Annotated in this window: 23 protein-coding genes and 1 other annotated feature; of the genes, 5 read left to right on the top strand and 18 right to left on the bottom strand. The window is 42.5% G+C overall.

Going from position 1 to position 23,365, the window contains the following annotated elements; all coding sequences use genetic code 11:
- Nucleotides 1-42 precede the first annotated feature (42 nt).
- The gene (gene serB, locus KP803_RS04075; protein WP_248007557.1) at nt 43-1,041 is read right to left on the bottom strand and encodes a phosphoserine phosphatase; all 999 of its coding nucleotides are present in this window, start codon (nt 1,039-1,041) and stop codon (nt 43-45) included.
- A gap of 101 nt (nt 1,042-1,142) precedes the next feature.
- On the opposite strand from serB, the gene KP803_RS04070 reads away from it, so the two are divergent.
- A complete protein-coding gene (locus KP803_RS04070) occupies nt 1,143-1,745 on the top strand; it encodes a YtjB family periplasmic protein (RefSeq protein ID WP_248007556.1) in 603 nt (200 codons plus the stop codon).
- Nucleotides 1,746-1,831: 86 nt separating this feature from the next.
- Here KP803_RS04070 and deoD read toward each other — a convergent pair whose 3' ends face one another.
- The 9 genes from deoD to KP803_RS04025 all read right to left on the bottom strand — a co-directional run bounded on the left by deoD (nt 1,832) and on the right by KP803_RS04025 (nt 11,417).
- Entirely contained in the window at nt 1,832-2,551 is a 720-nt protein-coding gene (gene deoD, locus KP803_RS04065; protein ID WP_248007555.1) for a purine-nucleoside phosphorylase, read from the bottom strand.
- A 52-nt stretch (nt 2,552-2,603) separates the two neighbouring features.
- Nucleotides 2,604-3,824, bottom strand: coding sequence for a phosphopentomutase (locus tag KP803_RS04060; protein WP_248007554.1), 1,221 nt, complete (start codon nt 3,822-3,824; stop codon nt 2,604-2,606).
- A gap of 18 nt (nt 3,825-3,842) precedes the next feature.
- On the bottom strand, nt 3,843-5,186 hold the full coding sequence (deoA, locus tag KP803_RS04055) for a thymidine phosphorylase (protein WP_248007553.1): 1,344 nt from the start codon (nt 5,184-5,186) through the stop codon (nt 3,843-3,845).
- A 124-nt stretch (nt 5,187-5,310) separates the two neighbouring features.
- Nucleotides 5,311-6,087 (bottom strand): deoxyribose-phosphate aldolase, encoded by a 777-nt coding sequence (deoC, locus tag KP803_RS04050; RefSeq protein ID WP_248007552.1) that lies wholly within the window; start codon nt 6,085-6,087, stop codon nt 5,311-5,313.
- A gap of 547 nt (nt 6,088-6,634) precedes the next feature.
- Nucleotides 6,635-7,900 carry a NupC/NupG family nucleoside CNT transporter gene (locus KP803_RS04045; protein ID WP_248007551.1) on the bottom strand — a complete coding sequence of 422 codons (1,266 nt, stop codon included), beginning with the start codon at nt 7,898-7,900 and terminating at the stop codon, nt 6,635-6,637.
- A gap of 205 nt (nt 7,901-8,105) precedes the next feature.
- Nucleotides 8,106-8,882 (bottom strand): TatD family hydrolase, encoded by a 777-nt coding sequence (locus tag KP803_RS04040; protein ID WP_248007550.1) that lies wholly within the window; start codon nt 8,880-8,882, stop codon nt 8,106-8,108.
- 13 nt (nt 8,883-8,895) lie between these two features.
- Nucleotides 8,896-9,051, bottom strand: coding sequence for a DUF5363 family protein (locus tag KP803_RS04035; RefSeq protein ID WP_248007549.1), 156 nt, complete (start codon nt 9,049-9,051; stop codon nt 8,896-8,898).
- A 64-nt stretch (nt 9,052-9,115) separates the two neighbouring features.
- On the bottom strand, nt 9,116-9,889 hold the full coding sequence (gene yaaA / locus KP803_RS04030) for a peroxide stress protein YaaA (protein WP_248007548.1): 774 nt from the start codon (nt 9,887-9,889) through the stop codon (nt 9,116-9,118).
- 91 nt (nt 9,890-9,980) lie between these two features.
- Complete coding sequence (locus KP803_RS04025) at nt 9,981-11,417, bottom strand: alanine/glycine:cation symporter family protein (protein WP_248007547.1); 1,437 nt, start codon at nt 11,415-11,417, stop codon at nt 9,981-9,983.
- A 707-nt stretch (nt 11,418-12,124) separates the two neighbouring features.
- On the opposite strand from KP803_RS04025, the gene KP803_RS04020 reads away from it, so the two are divergent.
- Nucleotides 12,125-12,304, top strand: coding sequence for a DUF3545 family protein (locus KP803_RS04020; RefSeq protein WP_248007546.1), 180 nt, complete (start codon nt 12,125-12,127; stop codon nt 12,302-12,304).
- Between the two features lie 137 nt (nt 12,305-12,441).
- On the opposite strand, the gene KP803_RS04015 is transcribed toward KP803_RS04020, so the two are convergent.
- The 3 genes from KP803_RS04015 to nfo form a co-directional block, all read right to left on the bottom strand.
- Nucleotides 12,442-12,993 carry a hemerythrin domain-containing protein gene (locus tag KP803_RS04015; protein WP_248007545.1) on the bottom strand — a complete coding sequence of 184 codons (552 nt, stop codon included), beginning with the start codon at nt 12,991-12,993 and terminating at the stop codon, nt 12,442-12,444.
- Nucleotides 12,994-13,168: 175 nt separating this feature from the next.
- A complete protein-coding gene (ung, locus tag KP803_RS04010; protein WP_248007544.1) occupies nt 13,169-13,843 on the bottom strand; it encodes a uracil-DNA glycosylase in 675 nt (224 codons plus the stop codon).
- Nucleotides 13,844-14,122: 279 nt separating this feature from the next.
- Entirely contained in the window at nt 14,123-14,998 is an 876-nt protein-coding gene (nfo, locus tag KP803_RS04005; protein WP_427916919.1) for a deoxyribonuclease IV, read from the bottom strand.
- Nucleotides 14,999-15,338: 340 nt separating this feature from the next.
- Here nfo and grcA point away from each other — a divergent pair, with 340 nt between their 5' ends.
- Nucleotides 15,339-15,716, top strand: coding sequence for an autonomous glycyl radical cofactor GrcA (gene grcA, locus KP803_RS04000; RefSeq protein ID WP_248007542.1), 378 nt, complete (start codon nt 15,339-15,341; stop codon nt 15,714-15,716).
- A gap of 109 nt (nt 15,717-15,825) precedes the next feature.
- On the opposite strand, the gene thrC is transcribed toward grcA, so the two are convergent.
- The 3 genes from thrC to thrA are packed head-to-tail and all read right to left on the bottom strand — an operon-like array spanning nt 15,826 to nt 20,537.
- Nucleotides 15,826-17,109 carry a threonine synthase gene (gene thrC / locus KP803_RS03995; protein ID WP_248007541.1) on the bottom strand — a complete coding sequence of 428 codons (1,284 nt, stop codon included), beginning with the start codon at nt 17,107-17,109 and terminating at the stop codon, nt 15,826-15,828.
- Complete coding sequence (gene thrB / locus KP803_RS03990; RefSeq protein ID WP_248007761.1) at nt 17,106-18,062, bottom strand: homoserine kinase; 957 nt, start codon at nt 18,060-18,062, stop codon at nt 17,106-17,108. Before thrB ends, thrC begins: the two co-directional genes overlap by 4 nt.
- A gap of 15 nt (nt 18,063-18,077) precedes the next feature.
- Entirely contained in the window at nt 18,078-20,537 is a 2,460-nt protein-coding gene (gene thrA, locus KP803_RS03985; protein WP_248007540.1) for a bifunctional aspartate kinase/homoserine dehydrogenase I, read from the bottom strand.
- A 29-nt stretch (nt 20,538-20,566) separates the two neighbouring features.
- Nucleotides 20,567-20,680: a sequence feature (Thr leader region), on the bottom strand.
- A 274-nt stretch (nt 20,681-20,954) separates the two neighbouring features.
- On the opposite strand from thrA, the gene KP803_RS03980 reads away from it, so the two are divergent.
- Nucleotides 20,955-21,410 carry a hypothetical protein gene (locus tag KP803_RS03980; protein ID WP_248007539.1) on the top strand — a complete coding sequence of 152 codons (456 nt, stop codon included), beginning with the start codon at nt 20,955-20,957 and terminating at the stop codon, nt 21,408-21,410.
- A 13-nt stretch (nt 21,411-21,423) separates the two neighbouring features.
- Here the strand turns inward: KP803_RS03980 and KP803_RS03975 are convergent, their stop codons facing one another.
- Nucleotides 21,424-21,903 carry a putative 4-hydroxy-4-methyl-2-oxoglutarate aldolase gene (locus KP803_RS03975; protein WP_248007538.1) on the bottom strand — a complete coding sequence of 160 codons (480 nt, stop codon included), beginning with the start codon at nt 21,901-21,903 and terminating at the stop codon, nt 21,424-21,426.
- A gap of 15 nt (nt 21,904-21,918) precedes the next feature.
- Nucleotides 21,919-22,317, bottom strand: coding sequence for a DUF3293 domain-containing protein (locus KP803_RS03970; RefSeq protein WP_248007537.1), 399 nt, complete (start codon nt 22,315-22,317; stop codon nt 21,919-21,921).
- Between the two features lie 323 nt (nt 22,318-22,640).
- Between KP803_RS03970 and arcA the strand changes: the two genes are divergently transcribed.
- Nucleotides 22,641-23,357: a two-component system response regulator ArcA gene (arcA, locus tag KP803_RS03965; protein WP_248007536.1), complete on the top strand. Its 717-nt coding sequence runs from the start codon at nt 22,641-22,643 to the stop codon at nt 23,355-23,357.
- The last annotated feature ends 8 nt before the right edge of the window (nt 23,358-23,365 follow it).

Genomic DNA, 23,365 nt, shown 5'->3' with positions numbered 1-23,365 from the left:
GAGATCTCTCCTCGTTAAGAGTGGTTAACCAACTATTGCTAACTATCTATTGTTAACTATCGATGGTCTAGATTGCCAACTTAACTTCTGCTGCTTTACTAACCCTGCTGAAAGAATGCATAACACTCCCCCTAAGCCAGAAAAGCGAATCGCTGTTTGTGCTTGCTGCTCGACCTTTGGTTTTGCATGGTACGCAATACCTAAACCAGCTGCGTCCATCATCACCAAGTCATTCGCACCATCACCAACCGCAACCGTATTGTGCTGTTCAATATCATACTTTTCCGCAAGCTCAAATAAAATATCAGCTTTCGTTTGTGCCGACACAACATCACCTAATACTTTGCCCGTTAACTTACCGTTAATGATTTCTAGCGTATTAGATTGTGCATGATGAAGATTCAATTGCTCTTTAAGATAATCTGAGAAGTAGGTGAATCCGCCCGATGCAATGGCCGTTTTCCAACCAAGTGCATTCAACGTAGCAACAAGCGCTTCTAGATCGGGCATAAAGGGTAATTCGCTACGAACAGTCGACAATATAGATTCGTCAGCCCCAGCGAGTTTACCTACACGTAGTCGAAGGCTCTGCTCAAAATCAAGCTCACCCTGCATGGCGCGCTCTGTCACTTCAGCTACTTCTTCCCCAACACCGGCTAGTTTCGCTATCTCATCGATACACTCGATTTGAATCGCGGTAGAGTCCATGTCCATCACGATTAAACCAGGCTTAGAGAGATCAGGTAGTTCATCAAGTGCCGCAAAATCCAGCCCTAACGCGCAGATAATATCTTGGTGTGCTTGAGTCAACTGCCCTGACATCAACGCCACTTCATAGTGACCTACTTTCCAAGTTTCAACGATAGGTGTATAGAGCCCAGTATAAGCATCAATCTCTTCAAAAGATTGAGCGGAAAGCTGAGTTGAAAATACAATCCAATTAGCCTTCGCTTTATCGTGCTGATTTGACAAGCGAGTTTCTGGTAATCGATTTAATAGTGCAGTGTGCTTTCTAATTGAAAGCGTCTTTAACGTGTCCATGTTTTTAATCCTTGAAATAACTCCACAACGTTACCCTATTGCAATTTGAAAACGCAAGTCTCAATATTACTGAAAGCAAAATAATTCTGTGTAGGAATGTTATGAATCAATCCTTGTTTTCATTTCGTATAGCACTAAAAGTCATAGCAGTACTGACCCTACTCGCTATGGTTGCGGTTATCGGTGTCAATAGTGTCAAAATAAGTAAAGGTAATGAGCAGATTCAACATAATCAGCTAGAGACCTTAAGCAAGATGTTGATCTCACAAGCTGCACTATCGGCCAGTGAACCTGTTCTACAGCAAGATCAAGAGAAACTACTTAAACTGGCGAATCAGCTTACTCACAGTCACCTCTCTTTTGATGCGACCATTTATAATGCAGAAGGCGTTAAGCTGGCTGCCAGTGATGACGCGTTAACCGCAAGAGAAGTGCTTGGCCTAGATACCCCGTTATCAACCGCAAGAATCGGCCGTCAGCAGCTTGTTGAACCGATTATGCATGACTCAACTATCATTGGCTTTGTACGAATTACGTTTGAAACCGGACGCGTGACCGCTATTTCAGATCACCACTACCGAAAAAGTGATCGCTATATGTACACCATGATTTTCATGGCCTTCATTGGTGGAATTTTAATGCCGTTATTGATTCGTAAAAAACGCAAGAATAAAGGTGAGAACCTCTTGCTCAAAGGTCACTAGCGACAGTTTATCGACGTTAGAAACAAAAAACCTCAGTATAGACTGAGGTTTTTTATTGCGAGGAGAGTCGTCAGTTGTAACTGATATTACTCTTCGTCACCAAGTAGAACAGAATCCAATGCAATTTCCATCATCTCATTGAATGTCGTTGCACGCTCATCAGAGGTTGTCTGTTCGCCAGTTTTAATATGGTCAGACACAGTACATATTGCGAGTGCTTTCGCGCCGTATTCCGCCGCTACGCCGTAAATACCTGCCGCTTCCATCTCAACACCCACAATACCATACTTATCCATGACATCGAACATTTCAGGATCTGGTGTGTAGAAAAGCTCAGCAGAAAACAGGTTACCCACTTTAACGTCAATGCCACGTGCTTTCGCTGCATCTTCAGCGTTACGTACCATCTTATAATCAGCAATTGCCGCAAAGTCATGATCTTTGAAACGTATACGGTTTACTTTCGAATCCGTACACGCCCCCATTCCGATAACAACATCGCGAAGCTTGATGTCTTCGCTCACTGCGCCACAACTGCCTACACGGATAATCTTCTTAACACCAAAGTCTTTGATAAGCTCAGTCACATAGATAGAACATGATGGGATACCCATACCATGCCCCATGACCGAGATTTTGCGACCTTTGTATGTGCCTGTGTAGCCGTACATATTGCGAACATCACAAACCTGAACGGCATCATCTAGAAATGTGTCAGCAATGTATTTAGCACGTAGCGGGTCGCCAGGCATTAATACAACATCTGCAAACGCACCATTTTCAGCATTAATATGAGGAGTTGCCATTGTCTAATCCTTTGTTGAAAGCCTAGAGTAAACTAGGCTTGAATATTCATCATTACAAAAAGTTTTTACCGTAGTCCATTGGCGAAGTGCCAAAGTACGAAGCCAAGCTTTGACCAATATCAGCAAACGACTCTCTTAAACCCAATGAACCTGCTGGCACATTTTGTCCGTATACGATAACAGGAATATGTTCACGAGTATGATCGCTCCCTGGCCACGTTGGATCACAACCGTGATCAGCAGTAAGAATGAGGATGTCATCTTCTTCCATCAACTCAATCACTTCATTTACTCGACCGTCAAAATACTCTAGCGCTGCTGCATATCCTGCAACATCACGACGGTGTCCGTAAGCTGAGTCGAAGTCGACAAAGTTAGTGAAGACAATCGTGTTGTCACCCGCTTCTTTAATCGCGTCTTTAGTTGCTTCAAACAGATCAGGGATACCTGTCGCTTTGGTTTTCTTGGTAATACCACAGCCCGCATAGATATCTGAAATCTTACCTATTGAGTGTACTTGACCACCCTTTTCATCAACTAGCTTTTGCAACACGGTCGCTGATGGTGGCTCTACCGATAAATCACGGCGGTTACCCGTACGAGCAAATTCCCCCGCTTTAGCGCCAACAAACGGACGCGCGATAACACGGCCAATGTTGTAATCTCCCAACTCTTCACGAGCGATTTGGCATAGTTCTAGTAGATTATCTAGACCGAATGTCTCTTCATGACAGGCAATCTGGAATACTGAATCACCCGATGTATAAAAGATTGGAAGACCTGATGTCATGTGCTCTTCACCCAAATCATCAAGCACTTGTGTACCCGACGCATGGCAGTTACCTAGAAAACCAGACAGACCCGCACGCTTTAGGATGCGATCAGTCAACTCTTTCGGGAAACTGTTCTCTTCGTCGGTAAAGTAACCCCAATCAAATAGAACTGGAACACCTGCAATTTCCCAGTGGCCTGAAGGAGTGTCTTTACCTGAAGAAAGCTCAGCGGCATGACCATAAGCACCAATCACTTCAACGCTCTCTTCCAGACCAGCAGCAAACTGGCCTGTAGATTCTTTATGCGCCATAGCAAAACCTAGCTTTGATAAGTTAGGTAGCTTTAGAGGTCCACTACGTTTAGCATTATTCGCTAAACCTTTGCTACATTGCTCTGCAATGTGGCCCATGGTATCTGCGCCTACATCACCAAATTTATCGGCGTCGGCCGTTTCACCAATACCGAATGAATCTAATACTAAAATAATTGCTCTTTTCATTTCTCTCTCCAACAGACTTTACACGTCTTCAGCACGAATCTGACGATAAACATCTGGAGTCGCTTGATAATCTCCGCCCACACTAATCGCACTTTGTAGTGCGGTGGCGGCCTCTTGCCATTGCTCTTCATTACGTGCATGGATAACGGCTAACGGTTTATCGTTAGTTGCCATCTCACCTAGACGAATGAAGTTATCAAAACCTACTGCGTAATCGATGCTGTCAGTTGCAACACGGCGTCCACCACCCATGCCAACCACTGCCATACCGATAGCACGAGTATCCATCGCAGATACCACGCCACTTTCGAGTGCGTATACCGGTTTGATAATTTCTGCTTTTTCTAAGTAGTTATTATAGTTTTGTACAAAATCTTCAGGTCCACCAAGACCGGCCACCATTTTTCCGAAACACTCCGCAGCTTTGCCGTTATCCAAAACTTCCATTAACTTAGCGCGAGCATCTTCTGAGTCAGTCGCTAGATTGCCAAGCACTAACATTTCTGCACACGATGCTAGGGTTATATTCAGTAATCTAGGGTTACGATACTCACCTGTTAGAAACTGCACCGCTTCACGAACTTCAACAGCGTTACCTGCTGATGATGCCAGAACTTGGTTCATATCCGTTAAGATGGCGGTTGTCTTTGTGCCTGCCCCATTCGCGACGGCAACGATTGATTTCGCTAACTCTTCTGATGCTTCATACGTTGGCATAAAGGCGCCAGAACCGACCTTCACATCCATCACAAGTGAATCTAAACCTGCCGCTAATTTCTTAGACAGAATCGATGCGGTAATTAATGAGATGTTATCAACGGTAGCAGTAATATCACGAGTCGCGTATACGCGTTTATCTGCAGGCGCTAAATCTCCGGTTTGACCAATAATCGCCACTCCAGCCTCTTTAGTGACTTGACCAAAAACATCATTAGTTGGCGTAATGTTGTAACCAGGAATAGACTCTAGCTTATCGAGAGTACCGCCAGTGTGACCTAAGCCACGACCAGAGATCATTGGAACAAATCCACCACATGCTGCCACCATAGGACCAAGCATTAATGAGGTCACATCGCCCACACCACCCGTCGAGTGTTTATCAACAATTGGGCCATCAAAGTTCATGTAATCCCAGTCGATCACCATACCTGAATCACGCATCGCACACGTGAGAGCAATTCGCTCTGGCATGGTCATTTCATTAAAGAATATTGCCATTGCAAATGCGGCAATCTGGCCTTCAGATACGGTATTTTTTGCTATGCCTTGAATGAAGAAATTGATTTCTTCATTCGTAAGAATTTCGTTATCGCGCTTTTTGCGGATGATTTCTTGAGGTAAGAAAGTTTGAGATAAAGACATTAGAGCCTCCCAGGCGATTAAGCATGGTTAGTAAGGTAAAGAGGTATATGGAGCTAACTAGATCAACTCGACCTAGCCACTCCACGAATCAGACTTATTATTTTCAGTTCAAAGCCAGTAACGTTTAGTACGCTGCTGGATCTGCTGTCTCGTCTGTTACTTCTAATGTATTTAATAGGTTAGTTAGCAGGCTTGATGCACCAAAGCGGTAATGCATGTTATCTGCCCACTCAGCGCCAAGTAGCTCATCCGCCATACCTAGGTATGCTTGCGCATCTTCAGCGGTACGAACACCACCAGCAGGTTTGAAACCTACTGTTTTAGCAACGCCCATGTCACGAATAACTTCAAGCATCATACGCGCGTATTCAGGTGTTGCATTAACTGGCACTTTACCCGTCGACGTTTTAATAAAATCAGCACCCGCTTCAATACAGATTTGAGAGGCTTTTTTGATTAACGCTTCTTCTTTCAGTTCACCCGTTTCTATGATCACTTTAAGAAGAATGTCACCACACGCTTCTTTACACTGCTTAACTAGCTCAAAACCAACTTCTTCATTACCAGCAATCAGTGCGCGGTATGGGAAAACCACATCCACTTCATCTGCGCCATAAGCAACAGCCGCTTTAGTTTCAGCGACCGCAATAGCAACATCGTCGTTACCGTGAGGGAAGTTGGTCACAGTAGCAATACGCACCTCTGGTGTGCCTTGTTCACGAAGCGTTTTCTTCGCGATAGGGACGAATCGAGGGTAAATACAGATAGCAGCAGTGTTTCCAACGGCTGTTTTCGCATCGCGACAAAGTGCAATCACTTTTTCATCAGTGTCATCATCGTTTAGCGTTGTAAGATCCATTAATTTAAGTGCGCGTAGTGCTGCTGCTTTTAAATCGCTCATTTCTATCTCCGATCAATAGTTTCAATTCATTTACCACTGAGCATGAGATCTTTAGTTGTGACCTCGATAATTAGCCCAGTAGCCTTAAATGAACGGACTTGGTTCCTTGAAGACTCAATACATACAGCGAACATGTATTGATTGCTATCCTTGTCACCGCACAGTACCAAATGGTACATGGCACAACATTCAGTGATCACTTGAATCAAAAAACAGAGTGCATGCGTAGGCAAATCATTTGCCTGTTTTGAGATATGTTGCCGCCAAGTGACATTAACCACTCAAACAGCATTGCTGTTGCTTAATCTATACAGTATAGATATTCATCGCAAAACTGTAGCGTCACATAAAACGCAAACGGTTTGTATCTCAAAAATATTACGCTCTTTCCTAAATTCAGGTTTATTGACTTCTATCTCAGCGACTTTAAGCCGTCATCGAGCGATGAAAAACAAATCCTGACCGCCAAAAACGAAAAAAGCCCCGCAGCAATTTCTTGCTACGGGGCGATGTATTAAGGCGTCTATATATTAATTACCGAATTCTATTAAAGAGCCGCAAGGCTTAAACAGAAACCAGCAATTGTTGCTGCCATTAGGTTCGAAAGTGTACCAGCGGCAACAGCTTTCATACCCATGCGAGCAATTTCTTGGCGACGGCTTGGAGCTAGGCTACCAAGGCCACCTAGTAGGATCGCAATAGAAGAAAGGTTTGCGAAGCCACATAGAGCGAATGAGATGATAGCTTTCGTTTTATCAGAAAGAATGATTTCAGCGCTATCAGCTAGGTATGGAGAGAATGCAACGTATGCTACGAATTCGTTTGCAACGATCTTCTGACCGATGAAAGAACCTGCAAGTGTTGCTTCAGACCATGGAACACCAATAACGAATGCTAGTGGAGAGAATATCCAACCTAGAATCAGTTCAAGTGTTAGGTGAGGCATACCGACCCAACCACCGATACCACCAAGCATACCGTTTACAAGAGCAATCAAACCGATGAATGCTAATAGCATTGCACCAACGTTTAGAGCCAGTTGTAGACCCATTGCTGCACCGCCAGCGGCTGCATCGATAACGTTAGCAGGCTTGTCAGCGCCGCCATCGATGTCATCACCTAGTTCATCATCAGGCGTATCTGTTTCAGGCATGATAATTTTTGCAAACAATAGACCACCAGGAGCAGCCATGAAAGATGCCGCTACTAGGTATTCAATTGGAACGCCCATACCAGCAAACGCTGCTAGTACACCACCAGCGATAGAAGCTAGGCCACCACACATTACAGCGAATAGCTCAGACTTAGTCATCTTAGGTACGAAAGGACGAACTACTAGAGGCGCCTCTGTTTGACCTACGAAAATGTTAGCCGCTGCTGACATTGATTCTGCACGAGAAGTACCCAATGCTTTTTGCAGTGCGCCACCAAGAATCTTGATAACCCATTGCATAACGCCAATGTAGTAAAGTACAGAGATGAATGCAGAGAAGAAGATTAGTGTAGGAAGTACGCGGAATGCGAAGACAAAGCCACCGCCACCGAATAATTCAAACATCTTGTTTGATACTAGACCACCGAAAATAAATTCTGTGCCCTGATTACCGTATGCGATTACATTTGATACTCCGTCAGAGAAGCTTTTCAGCAGCTCTTGTCCCCAAGGAACGTAAAGAATAAATGCACCCAAAATAAATTGAATTGCGAATGCGCCACCTACAGTTCTTAGGTTGATCGCTTTGCGGTTGTCAGATAATAGTACTGCTAGTCCAAGCAGAACGAACATCCCGACGATACTCATAAACAGGCTCATAGTTTATGATTTCCTTATTAGTTATTTATTGGCGTGTAACAAAGTGGAAGCTAAAAAGCAGGAGTAATTATACGCACCACGAATAGGATAAAGTAATGGCACGTTCACACTTTCTGTTAAGACACACAGTTGATTCACTCACATGTGTGACGCAGCTCACACAAAGTAAGCTTAGCATTCATCTATCGTACATATTCTTTGGATTTTATTCACAAATAGAGAAGAGCAAATGGCTGTTTTGCCACAACGATTGCGCAATCGTTTGCTCTGGTTGTTTTTTCAGCAAAGCTAGTTCTAGTAAGACATTGGGTAACATTTTGGGGTGATTTTTTTGCCCTTGAAAACCGCACATAGGCATATCTGGGGCATCCGTTTCAATAACCAGAAAGTCTAATGGTAATTTCGCAATAGCCTGCCTTGTCTTATTCGCCCTTGGGTATGTAATCGTCCCCCCAACACCAATATAGAAGCCTAATTCAATGTACGACATGGCTTGCTGGTAGCTTCCTGAAAAACCATGTAGCACGCCCCCCTTAGGTAAAGGGTATCGCCTTAAAATAGGAAGCAAACGATGATGTGCTTTACGACAATGCAGTATAACGGGAAGCCGATATTGCTGGGCAAGCTCTATTTGTTTGACCAACGTTCGTTCTTGAAGTTGATGATCGACATCAATCATAAAATCAAGCCCACACTCACCTATCGCCACACATTGGGAAGTGCGACTTTCTAGGATCTCTATTAGATGCGCAAATTGGGTATCGACACTAGCATTAAGAAAATAAGGATGAAAGCCAAAGGCATGATAAATATTGGCATGCAAATTAGAGAGTGACTGAACCCGTTGCCAATTACTTTCATTGATCGATGGAATCAAAAACCGCTCTACCCCTTTAGACTGAGCGGCAGCTAATTCATCAAGGAAGTTGTCTTTAAACCCATCAAAATCAAAATGGCAATGAGTATCAAATAACCTTGTCATAAAAGCCGCTTTATCATGACCCAAGTTCAGTCGGATGCTTTGATACTTCTTGCTCTCGACTTGGCTCTTTTCGGTAAGGAACGCAGCTGCGTTTATTCTCAGGCGTTAACCCCATAGAATGGCACCAAGCGTCGTACTTTTGTACCCATGCTTTTAACCATCTCAACATTTCTACGCTCCTTCCACTTTTATAGAATCAGTCTATTTTTTCACTGTCTTTTGCGTCAAAGTCTCTATTGCTCATCTCGTTTGAAAACGAGTTCACTTGGGGAAGATTCTTCTTCGACAAAATAATAGCCTGCACTATCAAACCCAGTTAAGCCTTCAATGCTTTCTACTTGGTTTTCGATAATATAACGAGCCATCAACCCTCGAGCTTTCTTAGCATGGAAGCTGATCACTTTATACTGACCATTCTTACAGTCTTTAAATACCGGAGTAACGACTTTTGCATCCAATGCCTTTGGTTTCACCGCTTTAAAGTACTCATTAGAAGCCAGATTAACCAAAATATTATCGCCTTGAGCGTTAATCGCCTCATTAAGCTTATCGGTAATCAAGTTCCCCCAAAATTGGTAAAGATTGGCACCACGAGGGTTCGCAAGCTTGGTTCCCATCTCGAGTCGATAAGGCTGCATAAGATCAAACGGCTTAAGTAGGCCGTACAAACCCGATAACATTCTTAGATGACTTTGAGCATAGTCCAAACTCTCTTGAGACAGGGAAGTGGCGTCAAGCCCAGTATAAACATCCCCTTTAAACGCAAACAGAGCCTGTCGAGAGTTTTCGAATGTAAACGTCTCACTCCATTGCTCAAATCTAGCCACATTGAGTCCTGCAATTTTGTCACTTACCTTCATTAGCGCTGCAATGTCGACAGGTGTTAATTTTCTGCACTCTTGAATAAGCTCTTTAGAGTGGGCAACAAAGTCAGGCTGTGTGAACTGTTCTGTTGGTAAGGGTGACTCATAATCCAACGTCTTAGCCGGCGAGATAACAATCAGCATATTCTATATTCCATGTGTATTTGACTTTACTAGGTTACAAAAAAAGCCATGCGTTGTCTGCATGGCTTTTTAATTACTCTAATAGGTAATATTAATTGGATTTTTTCTTACTGTTATCCCAAATACCTTCTTCAAGTTGCGATTGCAGTTCAGGGAAGTCATTGGCGTCAAATGTCGGCACTTTACCCGCATCAAGTTGACGGTTGTAGTCTTTTGCTAACTTGATAACGATTCCCGATAGCAGACTAATCGCGACTAAGTTGACAATCGCCATTAGACCCATAGAAACATCAGCCAGTGCCCATACCGTTGGTAGCGCCGCTAAAGAACCAAACATCACCATACCAAGAACAACCAGTCTGAACAGTACTAGGCCTTTCTTGTTGTTATGCTCTAAGAAGATAAGGTTCGTTTCTGCATACGAGTAGTTAGCAATAATAGAAGTGAACGCGAAGAAGAAAATCGCCACTGCTACAAAGATACCACCCCAGCTGCCAACTTGCGCTGTTAATGCTCGCTGTGTCAGTTCAATACCCGTAATTTCGCCATGAGGAACGTACTCACCAGACATCAAGATAATCGCTACAGTACATGAACAGATAACAATGGTATCAGTGAAAACACCCAGCATTTGCACATAACCTTGAGACGCAGGGTGTGGAGGATAAGGCGTTGCCGAAGCTGCTGCGTTTGGCGCAGAACCCATACCCGCTTCGTTCGAGAACAAACCACGTTTAATACCTTGAATCATCGCTTGAGCAATTGCGTAGCCTAAACCACCTGCAGCGGCTTCTTGAAGACCAAATGCACTTTTAAATATAAGAGATAAGACATCTGGCACTTTCTCTATATTCGTTAGCATCACGTAAAGTGCGATAAGCAAGTATGCCAGTGCCATGATAGGAACGATCAGTTCAGCGGTACGTGCAATCTTACGAATACCACCAAAGATAACGAACGCTGAAATAAGGACAATCGCAATACCAACATATAGCTCTTCAAAACCAAATGCATTATTCATCGCACTTGCAATAGCATTCGCTTGAACCGCGTTAAACACGAGACCAAAAGCGATGATAAGGAAAATAGAGAACAGAACGCCCATCCAGCGCATGCCCAAGCCTTTTTCCATGTAGTAAGCTGGACCGCCGCGATAGTTGCCATCGTTATCACGCGTCTTGTAAAGCTGTGCAAGCGTACTTTCAGCAAATGATGTTGCCATACCTAACATGGCAATTAACCACATCCAGAAGATAGCACCAGGGCCACCAGCGGTAAGTGCAACCGCAACCCCCGCCATATTACCGGTACCAACACGTGCAGCTAAGCTTGTACAAAGAGCTTGAAAAGAGGAGATACCCGCATTATCTGCTTTGCGGCTATTTTTAAGCACGCTGAACATATGGCCAAAATGGCGAAACTGAATAAAACCTAAACGTACCGTGAAGTAGATACCGATACCTACAAGTAGATAAACTAGAATTGAACCCCATAGCAGGTCATTCATTAAATTAATTACGTCTGTCACAAGAACCTCTCTCGGTGTTTGCACTGCTCTTAGCTACGAAAGCTTAGCTCTAAAAACCTCATATCGCTGTTCAAATATAAAAAGCGAAATTGTCTGTCGTTATAGGATGAAATTTTCATGTCGAACCCTAAAGTTTACCCTGGTGTTCGAAGCTGTGTATTTTTGACCGCCGGATAATGCCGCTAGGTAACTCAAAAATCAATACTAAACCCAATGCACATAAATAGTATGAGACTCTGTTAAAAGATGTATTTTTAACACAAAGGCATCACAACCAACCACAATTGCAACAGATACATAAAGATCCATTGCAACATTAACAACTTGTTACATACGCCTAGCGAACACAAAATAAAAACGAGCTCATCGTAGTGAGAGAGGGGGTTATAGCGTTTTGGTGATTTTTGACCTTTTCCTAACCTAGCGTTGGTTATTTTCTAAATAAAACCACAATTGTTAACTTCTGCTCGGAATAACCTATACCTAGATTGCTGTGCTTGTTAACAGCGAATTTAATCGATTACTTCCGTTTGTTTGCTCATTAATTAATCGGTTGTTTTTTGGGTTTTGTGATATTTAGTTAATAACACACATAAAATGTTCATAAAAAATAAACAAATGAGAAACAAATCAAGGATAACCTTAGGCAAATCGTGGTATTAAAAAGGTCCCAGTAAGGGCGTATTAAAATAAAATTGAGGTGGCTTATGGAAGGCGTACAGTTCGATGAAGTAATGGAAGCATCTTTCCCTAGAGGTAAAGCAGCTCGTTCAAAACCAGTGAAGCGCAAATGGCGAGAAATAGAAGCAATAAAAGATCGCCAGCGTTTACAAAAAGAACTGCTCGATATGGATATGAACCTAAGAGTTGAAGATCTCGATATTTAATAGACACGAATAAAAAAGGCGCTAACGTTAGCGCCTTTTTTGTCTCTATAATCTGATTTTCAGTCGACTCTCTTTACGGGCATAGTCACTCTAGGACACCATCCCCTTACGGTAAAAATGTCAAGTAGATAGATGCCTTAAACGCATTCACTATTAAGTTGGTTGACTCTGCGAGATAGCTGCTGATATTTATCCGCTATTGTCTCACCAAATAGAGGGTCTTCTTCACACACATCCCACAGTTTCTCTACTGCTTGCCAATCACTTGTTTTAAACGTTCTATCAATCAAAGGCAATATTGAACCTTCTTCTGTCTCTAAGTGGCGTTTTTGCGTTGCAAGGAACTCTTCGAGCAAACCAACAAAAACATCTTGAGGAATAACGGCATCTTTGAGAATCATATCGACTACATCTAAAAACTCATGCGTCTTTTGAGAAAGTTGCTGGTGCTCTAATTCCAAATTACTGATCTCAAATTGATGACCATAATGAGAAAGAAAGTAATGGTAGATAATATCTTCTTTAGGATGGTGGACTTTCTCAGAATGATTCGCAAGGTAATCGACTACGTCGCGAACTAACGAATAGTTAATCATCTCTTCATTTTTAAGCAATGCTAACTTTTGTCTCAAAATAGCCAGCAAGCGAACCATATAGCCATGCTCGCGACGAATCCGTTCAATCATCATAATCTCTCTCCTTAATACTTACTTTATATAAGTGTATATGAGGGAGGGGCTATATGTATTGAGCCTGTTCAAAAAACCGCCATTAGCATTCAATTTTGGATATAAGCGCAAACATTCACGCACTTATACTAACAACCTCATCAGTGGCCAAAGCGAACACTCTTAGATATAGCGATTATCCCTTATTACTCAGAACCCAATCGATCTCTTGCTCGCCTTGATTTTTAAGCCATTGATTTACTTTAGAGAAGTGATTACAACCAAAGAAGCCACGGTGAGCAGACAAAGGAGAGGGGTGTGGCGCAGTTAAAACGTGGTGTTTTTCTTGATCAATAAAGCGCCCTTTTTTCTGGGCATGTGCTCCCCAAAGTAAAAAGACAATGCCTTGATTATGTTTGGCCAGCAGGTCAATCGCATGATCGGTAAACGTCTCCCAGCCCAATTTAGAGTGTGAATGCGCTTTTCCTTGTTCCACAGTTAAGACGGTATTCAGAAGTAACACGCCCTGCTCAGCCCAGTGATTCAAAAAACCATGGTTTGGAATAGAAAAGCCATCTATGTCGTTAGCGAGTTCTTTATAGATATTAACCAATGATGGGGGTACTTTTACGTTAGGGAGAACAGAAAAACTTAGTCCATGGGCTTGATTTGGGCCGTGATAAGGATCCTGTCCAAGAATAACGACTTTAACATTATCAAATGACGTAAGCTCAAAGGCTTTAAATACGTTATCTGTTGAAGGGTAGATATTTTTGCCACTAAAGCGTTCATTTTCAATGATGCCCATCATCTCAATAAAGTAAGGCTTCTGTGCTTCAGTCTTTATAAAATCTTGCCATGTGGTTGGCATGTCGTATCCCCATAAATTGAAATTTTGTTCATCTTATACTGAACGAATCCAATTTACAGGGATTACAACCTAATCATGAATTTTTCTGTGGCGTTCTGAAGCGACCACCTTGCCCTGTAATATGGCGGTTAGGGGTTGGCATGCGACTGGCGCGTGAAGTATAAGCAATTGGTGCACGAGTAATAGTAGACATAATGACACTCCTCTTTATATACCTACAAAATGTTGATGCTCATTTGTAGTAATGAAAGATCAGTGCCAACTTTTTCAGGCCTCCCATCAAGCGATTGAGTTTAAATGAAATTCTCTTAGTGCTTTAATTTCATCAGCCCATATATCGACATCAATTGTTTCTAAAATCAGAGGGATAGAATCAAAACGTGGATCTTTAGCAATATACTCAAAGCAGTCCCAACCTATTTCCCCTTGCCCTAGTGAATGATGCCGATCGACACGGCTTGCTAATTCTACTTTAGAATCATTGATATGCATTGCACGAAGATAGTGCATACCGACAATACGATCGAACTCTGAAAAGGTATGATCGCATGCTTCTTTTGTCCGTAAGTCGTAGCCTGCAGTAAACGTGTGGCAAGTATCAAGGCAGACCCCTACGCGACTTTTATCTTCTACTTTTTCAATAATTTGAGCGAGATGTTCAAATTTCCAACCCAAGTTTGTCCCTTGACCGGCAGTATTCTCGATGACGGCAATAACTTCAGGAACCGCTTGGTGAGCTAAATTAATTGATTCAGAGATAAGGGCCAAACACTCATTCTCAGATATCTTCTTTAAATGACTCCCAGGATGAAAATTCAATAATGTCAGTCCCAACTGCTGGCAACGCTCCATCTCATCAATAAATGCCGCTCTTGATTTGAGAAGCTTTTCTTCTTCCGGTGCACCAAGGTTTATTAGGTAAGAGTCGTGAGGAAGAATATGTTCAGTAGTAAAACCTAGCATTTTGCAATTTGCTTTAAATGCACTGATAGTTTTCTCTTCTAAAGGCTTAGCTTTCCATTGTCTTTGGTTTTTAGTAAAAAGGGCAAATGCGTTAGCCCCAATTTCTCTCGCTCTCATTGGCGCAAGATCAACACCACCCGCAGCCGATACATGAGCTCCGATAAGCTTATTGCCATAATTCTTCACATTCATTGTCATAAACCTACTGTCTAATAGGGCCAACTACCCTATATATCATTCAATTTTCAGGCGCTTTTATAACGTGTTTTGGCCCAAAATACACCTTTTCCTATTGTTGTAAAATTACCACAAAGATCACATTAAAATTTTTTTTAATCTATAAACTATTTTATAATCAGTTATATAACAATAACTTATTGATCTAGATCAAAGAAATAACCATAACAAAGTTAATGTTTTTTGTTGTGTTTTGACTCAAATCAATATTAGAATAGCTGCCATAAGATAAAGAATTATTCGCTCGACTTAAAATTTAACAACAATTTCCACGTGAGTGGACTAGGAGAAAGTTATGATCCAAGGTATTCAAATCACAACAGCTGCAAATGACGATCTACTTAACTCAATCTGGCTACTAGATAGCGAGAAGAACGAAGCGCGCTGTGTTGCTGCTGCAAATGGCTACGAAGCTGACCAAATCGTTGCAATCAACGATCTTGGTCAATTCGAGAGCCGTGAAGTAGCAATCGAAACTCCGCCAAAAATTGAAGGTGGTCAACACCTTAACGTTAACGTTCTTAAGCGTGAAACTCTAGAAGATGCAGTAGCACACCCAGAGAACTACCCACAGCTAACTATTCGTGTTTCTGGCTACGCTGTACGTTTCAACTCACTAACGACTGAGCAGCAACGAGACGTAATCGCACGTACTTTCACTGATTCTCTATAATCCATTCTCTTTTTAAGAAATTTGGATAAAAAAGCGGCGCTATTAAATAGCGCCGCTTTTCTATTTAAGAGCCTTAGCATCTAGCTAAGGCTTTACCATTGGTAACTCGTTACTTTTGAACTCGGCGTAGTACCGCCTTCAGTGCATCAAAGTCATCTGCGAGATCTTCGGACAACAATTCCATTGCCGCATGTTTCGCTAAAGGTGCAGGTACATCAATATCAGCCGATAAGATATCATCGACCACTTCTTTAAACTTCGCAGGGTGTGCCGTACAAAGGAATAGACCCGTTTCACCTTCTTGTAACTGTTCGCCAAGTAAGCGGTAAGCAATCGCACCGTGTGGTTCACATAAGTAACCTTCACTGTGCAGTTCACGCACAGACTCAGCACTTTGCTCATCCGTTACCATGCCTTTACCTAATGTATCTAGACCCCAACCTTTCAGCTGACACAGTTCTTCAATACGTGGCCAGTTATTTGGTTGACTCACATCCATAGCATTCGATGTAGTAGCAACCGTTGGTTTTGGATCCCACTTACCTGTTTCAAGATAGCGTGGAACAGTATCGTTCGCATTGGTAGCTGCAATAAAGCGTTTGATTGGCAAACCTAACGCTTTAGCCAGTAGGCCCGCGGTAAGGTTACCGAAGTTACCACTTGGTACAGAGATAACTAAATTCTCACGCTCTTGTTTGCTCAGTTGAGAAGCAGCTTCAAAGTAATAACAGATTTGCGCCATTAAACGGCTGATGTTGATTGAGTTAGCTGAATTAAGACCAATCTCTTCACGCAAAGCCGCGTCATCAAATGATTGCTTAACCAACGACTGACAAGCGTCAAAGTCACCATCAATAGCAACAGTGTGGATGTTTCCACCTAATGTACAGAATAGTTTTTCTTGCAGTGGGCTGATTTTGCCTTTCGGGTAAAGAATCACAACATTGATGTCTTCCATACCGTAGAACGCATGAGCAACGGCTGCACCAGTATCACCTGAAGTCGCAGTTAAAATAGTGATTTTTCCACCATTAGATACCGCCGCTAAAGACTGAGCCATAAAACGACCACCAAAATCTTTAAACGCTAGCGTTGGACCATGGAATAGTTCTAGCGCGTAAACGCCATCTTTTACTTGCTTGATCGGTGCAGGGAATTGGAATGCTTCTGCTACTAGGCCTTTCACGACCTCTTTCGATAGCTCGTCACCAATTAATGCCGATAAAATTTTCGCGCTGCGTGAAGTAAAATCTTCTGCGAGTAGCGCATCAATATCATCAAACTTTGGCAATTCTGATGGGAAAAATAGACCTTGATTACGACCTAAGCCTTGGCGCACGGCTTGGCCAAAAGAGACTTGTTCATCATTTTCTTTGATGTTGTAGAGCTTCATAGTGAACTTCCTGTAACGGTCGAGCCTTGCTTGTCTAAGCGACAAACATGGACGAATCCTTCTTGATTTTGTACGTAATTTTGTTCAAGCCAACGAGCAACACGCTCAGCGACATCTTTATCTTTGCAAATGCTAAATAGGGTTGGGCCGCTTCCCGAAATTCCGGTTGCTAATGCCCCAGCTGACATCGCGTATTTACGCGCATCAGCAAAACCAGGTAGCAGTTTCTCACGATATGGTTCTGCGATCACGTCTTTGATCATTTTGGCAGCCAATTCAGGTTGACCTGAATGACACGCATGAATGAACCCAGCTAAGTGACGACCGTGAGCAATAATATCTTGGCGACGATATTGAGAAGGCAGTATCTCACGCGCTTCGGCTGTTGATACTGTAATGCCAGGGTAAGCCATGACCCAGTACCACTCATCAAAACATGGCACTTCTTGGCTAATGATGCCGAGCTCTTCAAGCATCAGCTGTAAGCCACCAAGATAACATGGAGCAACGTTATCGTAGTGAATGCCACCCGATATCTTGCCTTCCATTTCTCCCATCAGTGCCAGCAGTTCCGTTTCATTTAACGGTTGGCCATGGAAGCGGTTAAGTGCATCCAGTGCCGCTACGATAGAACATGCACTAGAGCCCAGACCAGAACCGATCGGCATATTCTTTTCTAGCGTCATCTCCAATGGCAAAGACTCTACATCTTTGCGTGCAAGTTCGCGGGTAAAGACAACCCAGCAGTCATACACGATATTCTCTTTCATATTACTCGGCAATTTAGCGACAAAGCTTCCTGCCGTTTTTAGGCTAAATGGCTCTTCACCACTTTTAACCAAAACGCGATCGCCAAGTAATGTACCGTCAACTGGAGAAACCGCAGCGCCGAGTACATCAAAGCCAACGCTAACATTACCAATTGAAGCAGGAGCGTATACAACAACATCCATTCCTTTCGCCATGATTTACACTCCTAATTTCCAGCCAAGGGTACGCATCACGTCAGAGAATACACCTGCTGCCGTCACTTCTGTACCTGCGCCATAGCCGCGAAGAACCAGTGGGATTGGTTGGTAATAACGACTATAGAAGGCCAGTGCATTCTCACCATCTTTGATCTTGTACATTGGATCATCGCCATCAACCGCGGCAATACGAACTTTACATTTACCGTCGGCTATCTCACCAACGTAACGTAGAACCTTGCCCTCTTTAGCCGCTTCTTCTACTTGCTGTTTAAAGTAAGCATCAGCTTCAGGTAGTCGAGCCATAAACTCTTCCACACTGCCTGAATCATCAAAGCCTGGTGGTAGAGCTTGGTCAACGATAACGTCTTCAAGCTCAAGCGCCATACCTGCTTCACGAGCGAGAATAAGCAGCTTACGCGCTACATCCATCCCTGATAAATCATCACGTGGATCAGGTTCAGTAAACCCGTTGTCCTTCGCAATATTTGTCGCTTGGCTTAGTGTCATCCCTTCATCAAGCTTGCCGAAGATATAAGAGAGTGAACCCGATAGAATGCCGTTGAATTTTTCCAGCTCATCACCTGCAGAGATCAGGTTTTGCAGGTTTTCAATAACTGGTAGGCCAGCACCAACGGTTGTTTCATACATCAGTTTACGACGTGAGCTACGTGCTACTTCACGTAACTGGTGGTAGTAAGCCATGCTTGATGTGTTGGCTTTTTTGTTTGGTGTTACAACGTGGAATCCAGCACCTAGGAAATCAGCGTATTGATTCGCGATCACTTCACTTGACGTACAGTCGACCAGTACTGGGTTAATGATGTGATTACGCTGAACTAAAGAAATAAGACGCGCTAAGCTAAACTCTTCAGACGCACCTTGCATACGATCACGCCAGTGCTCTAAAGGAAGCCCCTCACTATCAAGTAGCAACCCTTTACTGTTTGCCAGACCACAAACTCGAATCACAATGCCTTTGTCCGCCAGTTTTTCTTGCTGACGTTGGATTTGGTCAACGAGTTCACCACCAACACCACCAACACCAACAACGAACACATCTAAGAAGTGTTTCGAATTGAACAGATTCTCGTGACACGCTTTGATCGCTTCAGCAATCTTATCTTCAGGAATAACCGCTGATATAGCACGCTCAGAAGAGCCCTGTGCAATAGCAACAATGTTGACGTTTACTTCAGCCAGTGATGCAAAGAATTGAGACGCTACGCCACGAGAGGTTCGCATACCATCACCGACAAGAGTGACAATTGACACATCATCCATAAACTCAACCGGCTCAAGCAGGCCATCTTTGAGTTCAAGCTCAAACGCTTCTCTTAATACTTGCGCTGCTTTTTGCTTATCCGCGGCTTCAATACAGAAACTGATGCTGTATTCAGAAGAAGATTGAGTAATAAGAACAATAGACACACCTGCTGAAGACATCGCACCAAATACGCGACTCGCCATACCAACCATGCCTTTCATGCCAGGGCCAGATACATTAACCATTGTTAGGTCATTGAGCGTGGTAATGCCTTTTATTGCTAGATTATCTTCACCAGTATCTTGACCAATTAATGTGCCAGCACCTTGTGGGTTAAAGCTATTTTTAATAAGACATGGGATGTGAAACTGCGCAATTGGTGCAATGGTTTTAGGGTGAAGAACGGAAGCGCCAAAGTAAGATAATTCCATCGCTTCTTGGTAGCTTAAAGATTTCAGTAAGCGAGCATCATCTACTAAGCGAGGGTCACAATTGTATACGCCATCAACATCGGTCCAGATTTCACAACAATCTGCACGCAAACAAGCAGCAAGTACCGCGGCTGAATAATCAGAACCATTTCGTCCTAAAGTAACGATCTCGCCTTTAGCATTACCAGCCGTAAATCCAGGCATGATGTTGACATGGCCAACAGGCAGTGGGCTTTGCTTAAAATTCTGAGTTGAAACTTCAACATCAACCATCGCTTCTAGATGATCACCTTGCGCAAAAAGATACTGCACAGGATCAATCAGGCTTGCGGCTTGTCCTTTAGCCTCAAGAACTGCTTTCATTAACTGAATAGAAATTCGCTCGCCTTTACTGATGATTCGAGCATTAACATGATTAGGGCACATCCCTAATAAGTTGATGCCATGAACAAACTGGCGAAGTTGAGAAAGGGATGTTTTCATCTGTGTCGTAAAGCCGTTCCCACAGATATTTGGTAACTCCGATTTGATATCTGCAAACAGCGCTTTAAACGAAGACTCTAACTCAGAAATTTGTAAATCAGCCTCTCCATTTCGAAGCGCGACATCAATAACCGCTACTAACTTGTTGGTTGTTTTTCCTGGTGCAGAGAGGACGACTGCCACCTCTTCTTGCTGTGCATTATTAGCAATGATATCCGCCGCTCTTAAAAAACGATCAGCATCAGCTAATGATGAACCTCCAAACTTTAATACTCGCATCCCTTCTCTCCAAAGTTTTTAAACTAATATAAAAAAAGGCCTGTATCTCGTGGGATACAGGCCTTTTTTTGAATTTCTTTCGGTTAGCAGCCTGCCCCAACATTTATGATGTCGGTAATAATAATGGTGGTCATTATTGTTGTGCGGCCATGTAGCATAGAAATTTTTCTAACCTCGTCTGTCATTAACTATACGTTTACCTTATTTTCGGCCTATGAGTCAATGAAAAGTTATTTTTTTTAACGTTCGTTCACTTATCAAACAACAAAATGACTATATTCAATCACTTTTAGTGATACAACGCTTATTTGAATATCCTAATAACCAATTGCTATATAGAAGACAAGACATACAATTAGTTTTTGTGCTTTACTTAGCGTTACTATAAAAAAGATAAAAGAAACCAAGGAGTGGCGTATGAAGATACTATTCAGTTTTATTGTGCTGATAATGTGCTCATACGTACATGCATCACCACTCCCACCTCTTTCAGCTTCAGGCAATAACTCTCCTCACAGCCTCTTTGTTAGCAGTGAACAAGGTGCCAGTCAGTTTGATTCTTGGAAAGTAGACAGCGGTTACTCATACAACCTATTTGATAAAATTGACCTTTATGTCGGTACTAGACTCGACAACTCTGACAATGGTGAAAATGGTTTTTTAAGTGGTGTGAGTTACCAATTGACCAATCGAGTTTCACTAAAAAGTACCCTTCACACTTACTCAGAAGTAGTTGATGATACCAAATCCGACACTATTTCAGCTGAAGTTTCTAGCCGAATGAAGCTGACAGACAATATCGATTTGCATGCCACTCTCGATTATCAAGAGTGGCAACAAGGTATAGAGCTAGGGTTAGGGTTTCGTTTCTAGCGCATAACGTTGATTAAAGTAGCTTCTCTTTCGATGTGAGTACACCATTCCAATCTGCGTATATATAATGTCCAGGCTGAATGATTTGGTTTTGGACCGTTAATGTTACATGCACATCTCCTGCCCCTCTTTTTTCAGTTTTAAATGGGCAGGAACCGATCGCTTTTATACCAAGATCCATTTGCGACAGTTGAGCAACATCTCTTACTGCACCAAAGATAATTACCCCTTCCCAGTGATTTTCGATAGCCATTATGGCCACTTGATCACCCATGAGTGCTTTTTTACAAGAGTGACTGCCATCCACAACCAATACTTTGCCTTTACCATTGGTGTTCAGAATCTCACGAACTTTCGAGTTGTCGTGATAACAGCGTACAGTCTCAATCTGTCCAAAAAAGGCATCCCTCAAACCAAAGTTCTGTAAAGGCTGCTCGATAAGTGTCAGCTTATCTTCAAACTGATCACATAGATCCGGTGTAATGTCGTTCATACTTCCTCCATGATTTTACTTAAATCCTTCGACACACCGAGCTTTTATCTGGCCAATAGGCGTTTCACGTTCGTCTAAACACGACAACAGTGTCAACTCGCCCTTTTCAACAAAATAAATAGCATTTTGCGCATATTTCTTGGCAAGCTCGCGTGCTGAATCTTTTTCAATGGCAATCGCATAACTCTCTTCATACCAGCTAAAATCGTCGTTTCCTACTAAGACGCCGACCACTTCAACATTCGGTAGAGACGCTAATAATTGCTCATTTTGCAATAGGTTATCTTGGTGAGACTGCTTTTTCCCGAATCGGTTCCATCCAGTGATAATGGCATAACGTTTACTATAGGGTTCATTGGAAAAAATGAAATATGGGTCTTGGTATAACGACCACAAGTATGCATCAATCTCCATACAAGCTCCTATTACAATAACACCATACTATTAATATTTGTTACATTTGAACTATTGATATAAATCAACAAAATGAAAGGAATTAACATTCTTGCGTTGTTAGCAAGCTGTTAAGAATATAAAATCCGCGTCATAGACTAGTAGAGTAACTGATAAGGAAAAGGATATTCCCCACACAAACTGTGGTACTAAGGATAGTAGGCGACTATTGTGTTATTTTTAATAAGTTTAGTTTATTATTAAAAAAAATTAACATGATGTTATTATTTTTGCCTAGTATTTAATCTATTAGCACAATTTTATCACAAGTTTAGGTACCGCCAATGCAAACCCCGCAGATTCTTATCGTTGAAGATGAGCAAGTAACTCGTAACACTCTTAAGAGTATTTTTGAAGCAGAGGGATACGCTGTTTTTGAAGCCAGTGACGGTGAAGAGATGCACCAAGTACTAACCGACAATCAGGTTAACTTGGTTATTATGGATATCAACCTTCCTGGCAAGAACGGTTTACTCCTTGCTAGAGAACTCCGTGAGCAAGCGAATGTTGCTCTTATGTTCCTAACGGGTCGTGACAATGAAGTAGATAAGATTTTAGGTCTTGAAATCGGAGCTGATGATTACATCACTAAACCGTTCAACCCTAGAGAGCTTACTATTCGTGCACGCAACCTACTGAGCCGCTCAATGAATGCAAGTGCGATTCAAGAAGAGAAGCGTAGTGTTGAAAAGTACGAGTTCAATGGTTGGATTCTAGATATTAATAGCCGTTCATTGGTTAGCCCAAGTGGCGATGGCTACAAGCTACCTCGCTCTGAGTTCCGTGCTTTGCTTCATTTCTGTGAAAACCCAGGAAAGATTCAAACACGTGCAGACCTATTGAAGAAAATGACAGGGCGTGAGCTAAAGCCACACGACCGTACTGTTGACGTTACGATTCGTCGTATCCGTAAGCACTTTGAGTCTGTTTCTGGCACACCAGAAATCATTGCAACGATTCATGGTGAAGGTTACCGTTTCTGTGGTGACTTAGAAGAGTAGTAACAGCA

This window comes from Vibrio amylolyticus, assembly GCF_023145695.1.
GTDB classification, from domain to species: domain Bacteria; phylum Pseudomonadota; class Gammaproteobacteria; order Enterobacterales; family Vibrionaceae; genus Vibrio; species Vibrio amylolyticus.
The sequence above is the reverse complement of the archived record's forward strand: the minus strand, read 5'-3'. Positions and strand labels throughout refer to the sequence as shown.

Excerpts from the sequence above, each read along its gene's own strand:
- arcA (WP_248007536.1), top strand. The coding sequence starts at position 22,641 with ATGCAAACCCCGCAGATTCTTATCGTTGAAGATGAGCAAGTAACTCGT.
- nfo (WP_427916919.1), bottom strand. The coding sequence starts at position 14,998 with ATGAATGTGAAGAATTATGGCAATAAGCTTATCGGAGCTCATGTATCG.
- serB (WP_248007557.1), bottom strand. The coding sequence starts at position 1,041 with ATGGACACGTTAAAGACGCTTTCAATTAGAAAGCACACTGCACTATTA.
- thrA (WP_248007540.1), bottom strand. The coding sequence starts at position 20,537 with ATGCGAGTATTAAAGTTTGGAGGTTCATCATTAGCTGATGCTGATCGT.
- KP803_RS03980 (WP_248007539.1), top strand. The coding sequence starts at position 20,955 with ATGAAGATACTATTCAGTTTTATTGTGCTGATAATGTGCTCATACGTA.
- yaaA (WP_248007548.1), bottom strand. The coding sequence starts at position 9,889 with ATGCTGATTGTTATCTCGCCGGCTAAGACGTTGGATTATGAGTCACCC.
- KP803_RS04020 (WP_248007546.1), top strand. The coding sequence starts at position 12,125 with ATGGAAGGCGTACAGTTCGATGAAGTAATGGAAGCATCTTTCCCTAGA.
- thrC (WP_248007541.1), bottom strand. The coding sequence starts at position 17,109 with ATGAAGCTCTACAACATCAAAGAAAATGATGAACAAGTCTCTTTTGGC.
- deoC (WP_248007552.1), bottom strand. The coding sequence starts at position 6,087 with ATGAGCGATTTAAAAGCAGCAGCACTACGCGCACTTAAATTAATGGAT.
- KP803_RS04015 (WP_248007545.1), bottom strand. The coding sequence starts at position 12,993 with ATGATGATTGAACGGATTCGTCGCGAGCATGGCTATATGGTTCGCTTG.
- KP803_RS04040 (WP_248007550.1), bottom strand. The coding sequence starts at position 8,882 with ATGACAAGGTTATTTGATACTCATTGCCATTTTGATTTTGATGGGTTT.
- KP803_RS03970 (WP_248007537.1), bottom strand. The coding sequence starts at position 22,317 with ATGGAGATTGATGCATACTTGTGGTCGTTATACCAAGACCCATATTTC.
- thrB (WP_248007761.1), bottom strand. The coding sequence starts at position 18,062 with ATGGATGTTGTTGTATACGCTCCTGCTTCAATTGGTAATGTTAGCGTT.
- KP803_RS04035 (WP_248007549.1), bottom strand. The coding sequence starts at position 9,051 with ATGTTGAGATGGTTAAAAGCATGGGTACAAAAGTACGACGCTTGGTGC.
- deoD (WP_248007555.1), bottom strand. The coding sequence starts at position 2,551 with ATGGCAACTCCTCATATTAATGCTGAAAATGGTGCGTTTGCAGATGTT.
- KP803_RS04070 (WP_248007556.1), top strand. The coding sequence starts at position 1,143 with ATGAATCAATCCTTGTTTTCATTTCGTATAGCACTAAAAGTCATAGCA.
- deoA (WP_248007553.1), bottom strand. The coding sequence starts at position 5,186 with ATGTCTTTATCTCAAACTTTCTTACCTCAAGAAATCATCCGCAAAAAG.
- grcA (WP_248007542.1), top strand. The coding sequence starts at position 15,339 with ATGATCCAAGGTATTCAAATCACAACAGCTGCAAATGACGATCTACTT.
- KP803_RS03975 (WP_248007538.1), bottom strand. The coding sequence starts at position 21,903 with ATGAACGACATTACACCGGATCTATGTGATCAGTTTGAAGATAAGCTG.
- ung (WP_248007544.1), bottom strand. The coding sequence starts at position 13,843 with ATGCCAACCACATGGCAAGATTTTATAAAGACTGAAGCACAGAAGCCT.
- KP803_RS04045 (WP_248007551.1), bottom strand. The coding sequence starts at position 7,900 with ATGAGCCTGTTTATGAGTATCGTCGGGATGTTCGTTCTGCTTGGACTA.
- KP803_RS04060 (WP_248007554.1), bottom strand. The coding sequence starts at position 3,824 with ATGAAAAGAGCAATTATTTTAGTATTAGATTCATTCGGTATTGGTGAA.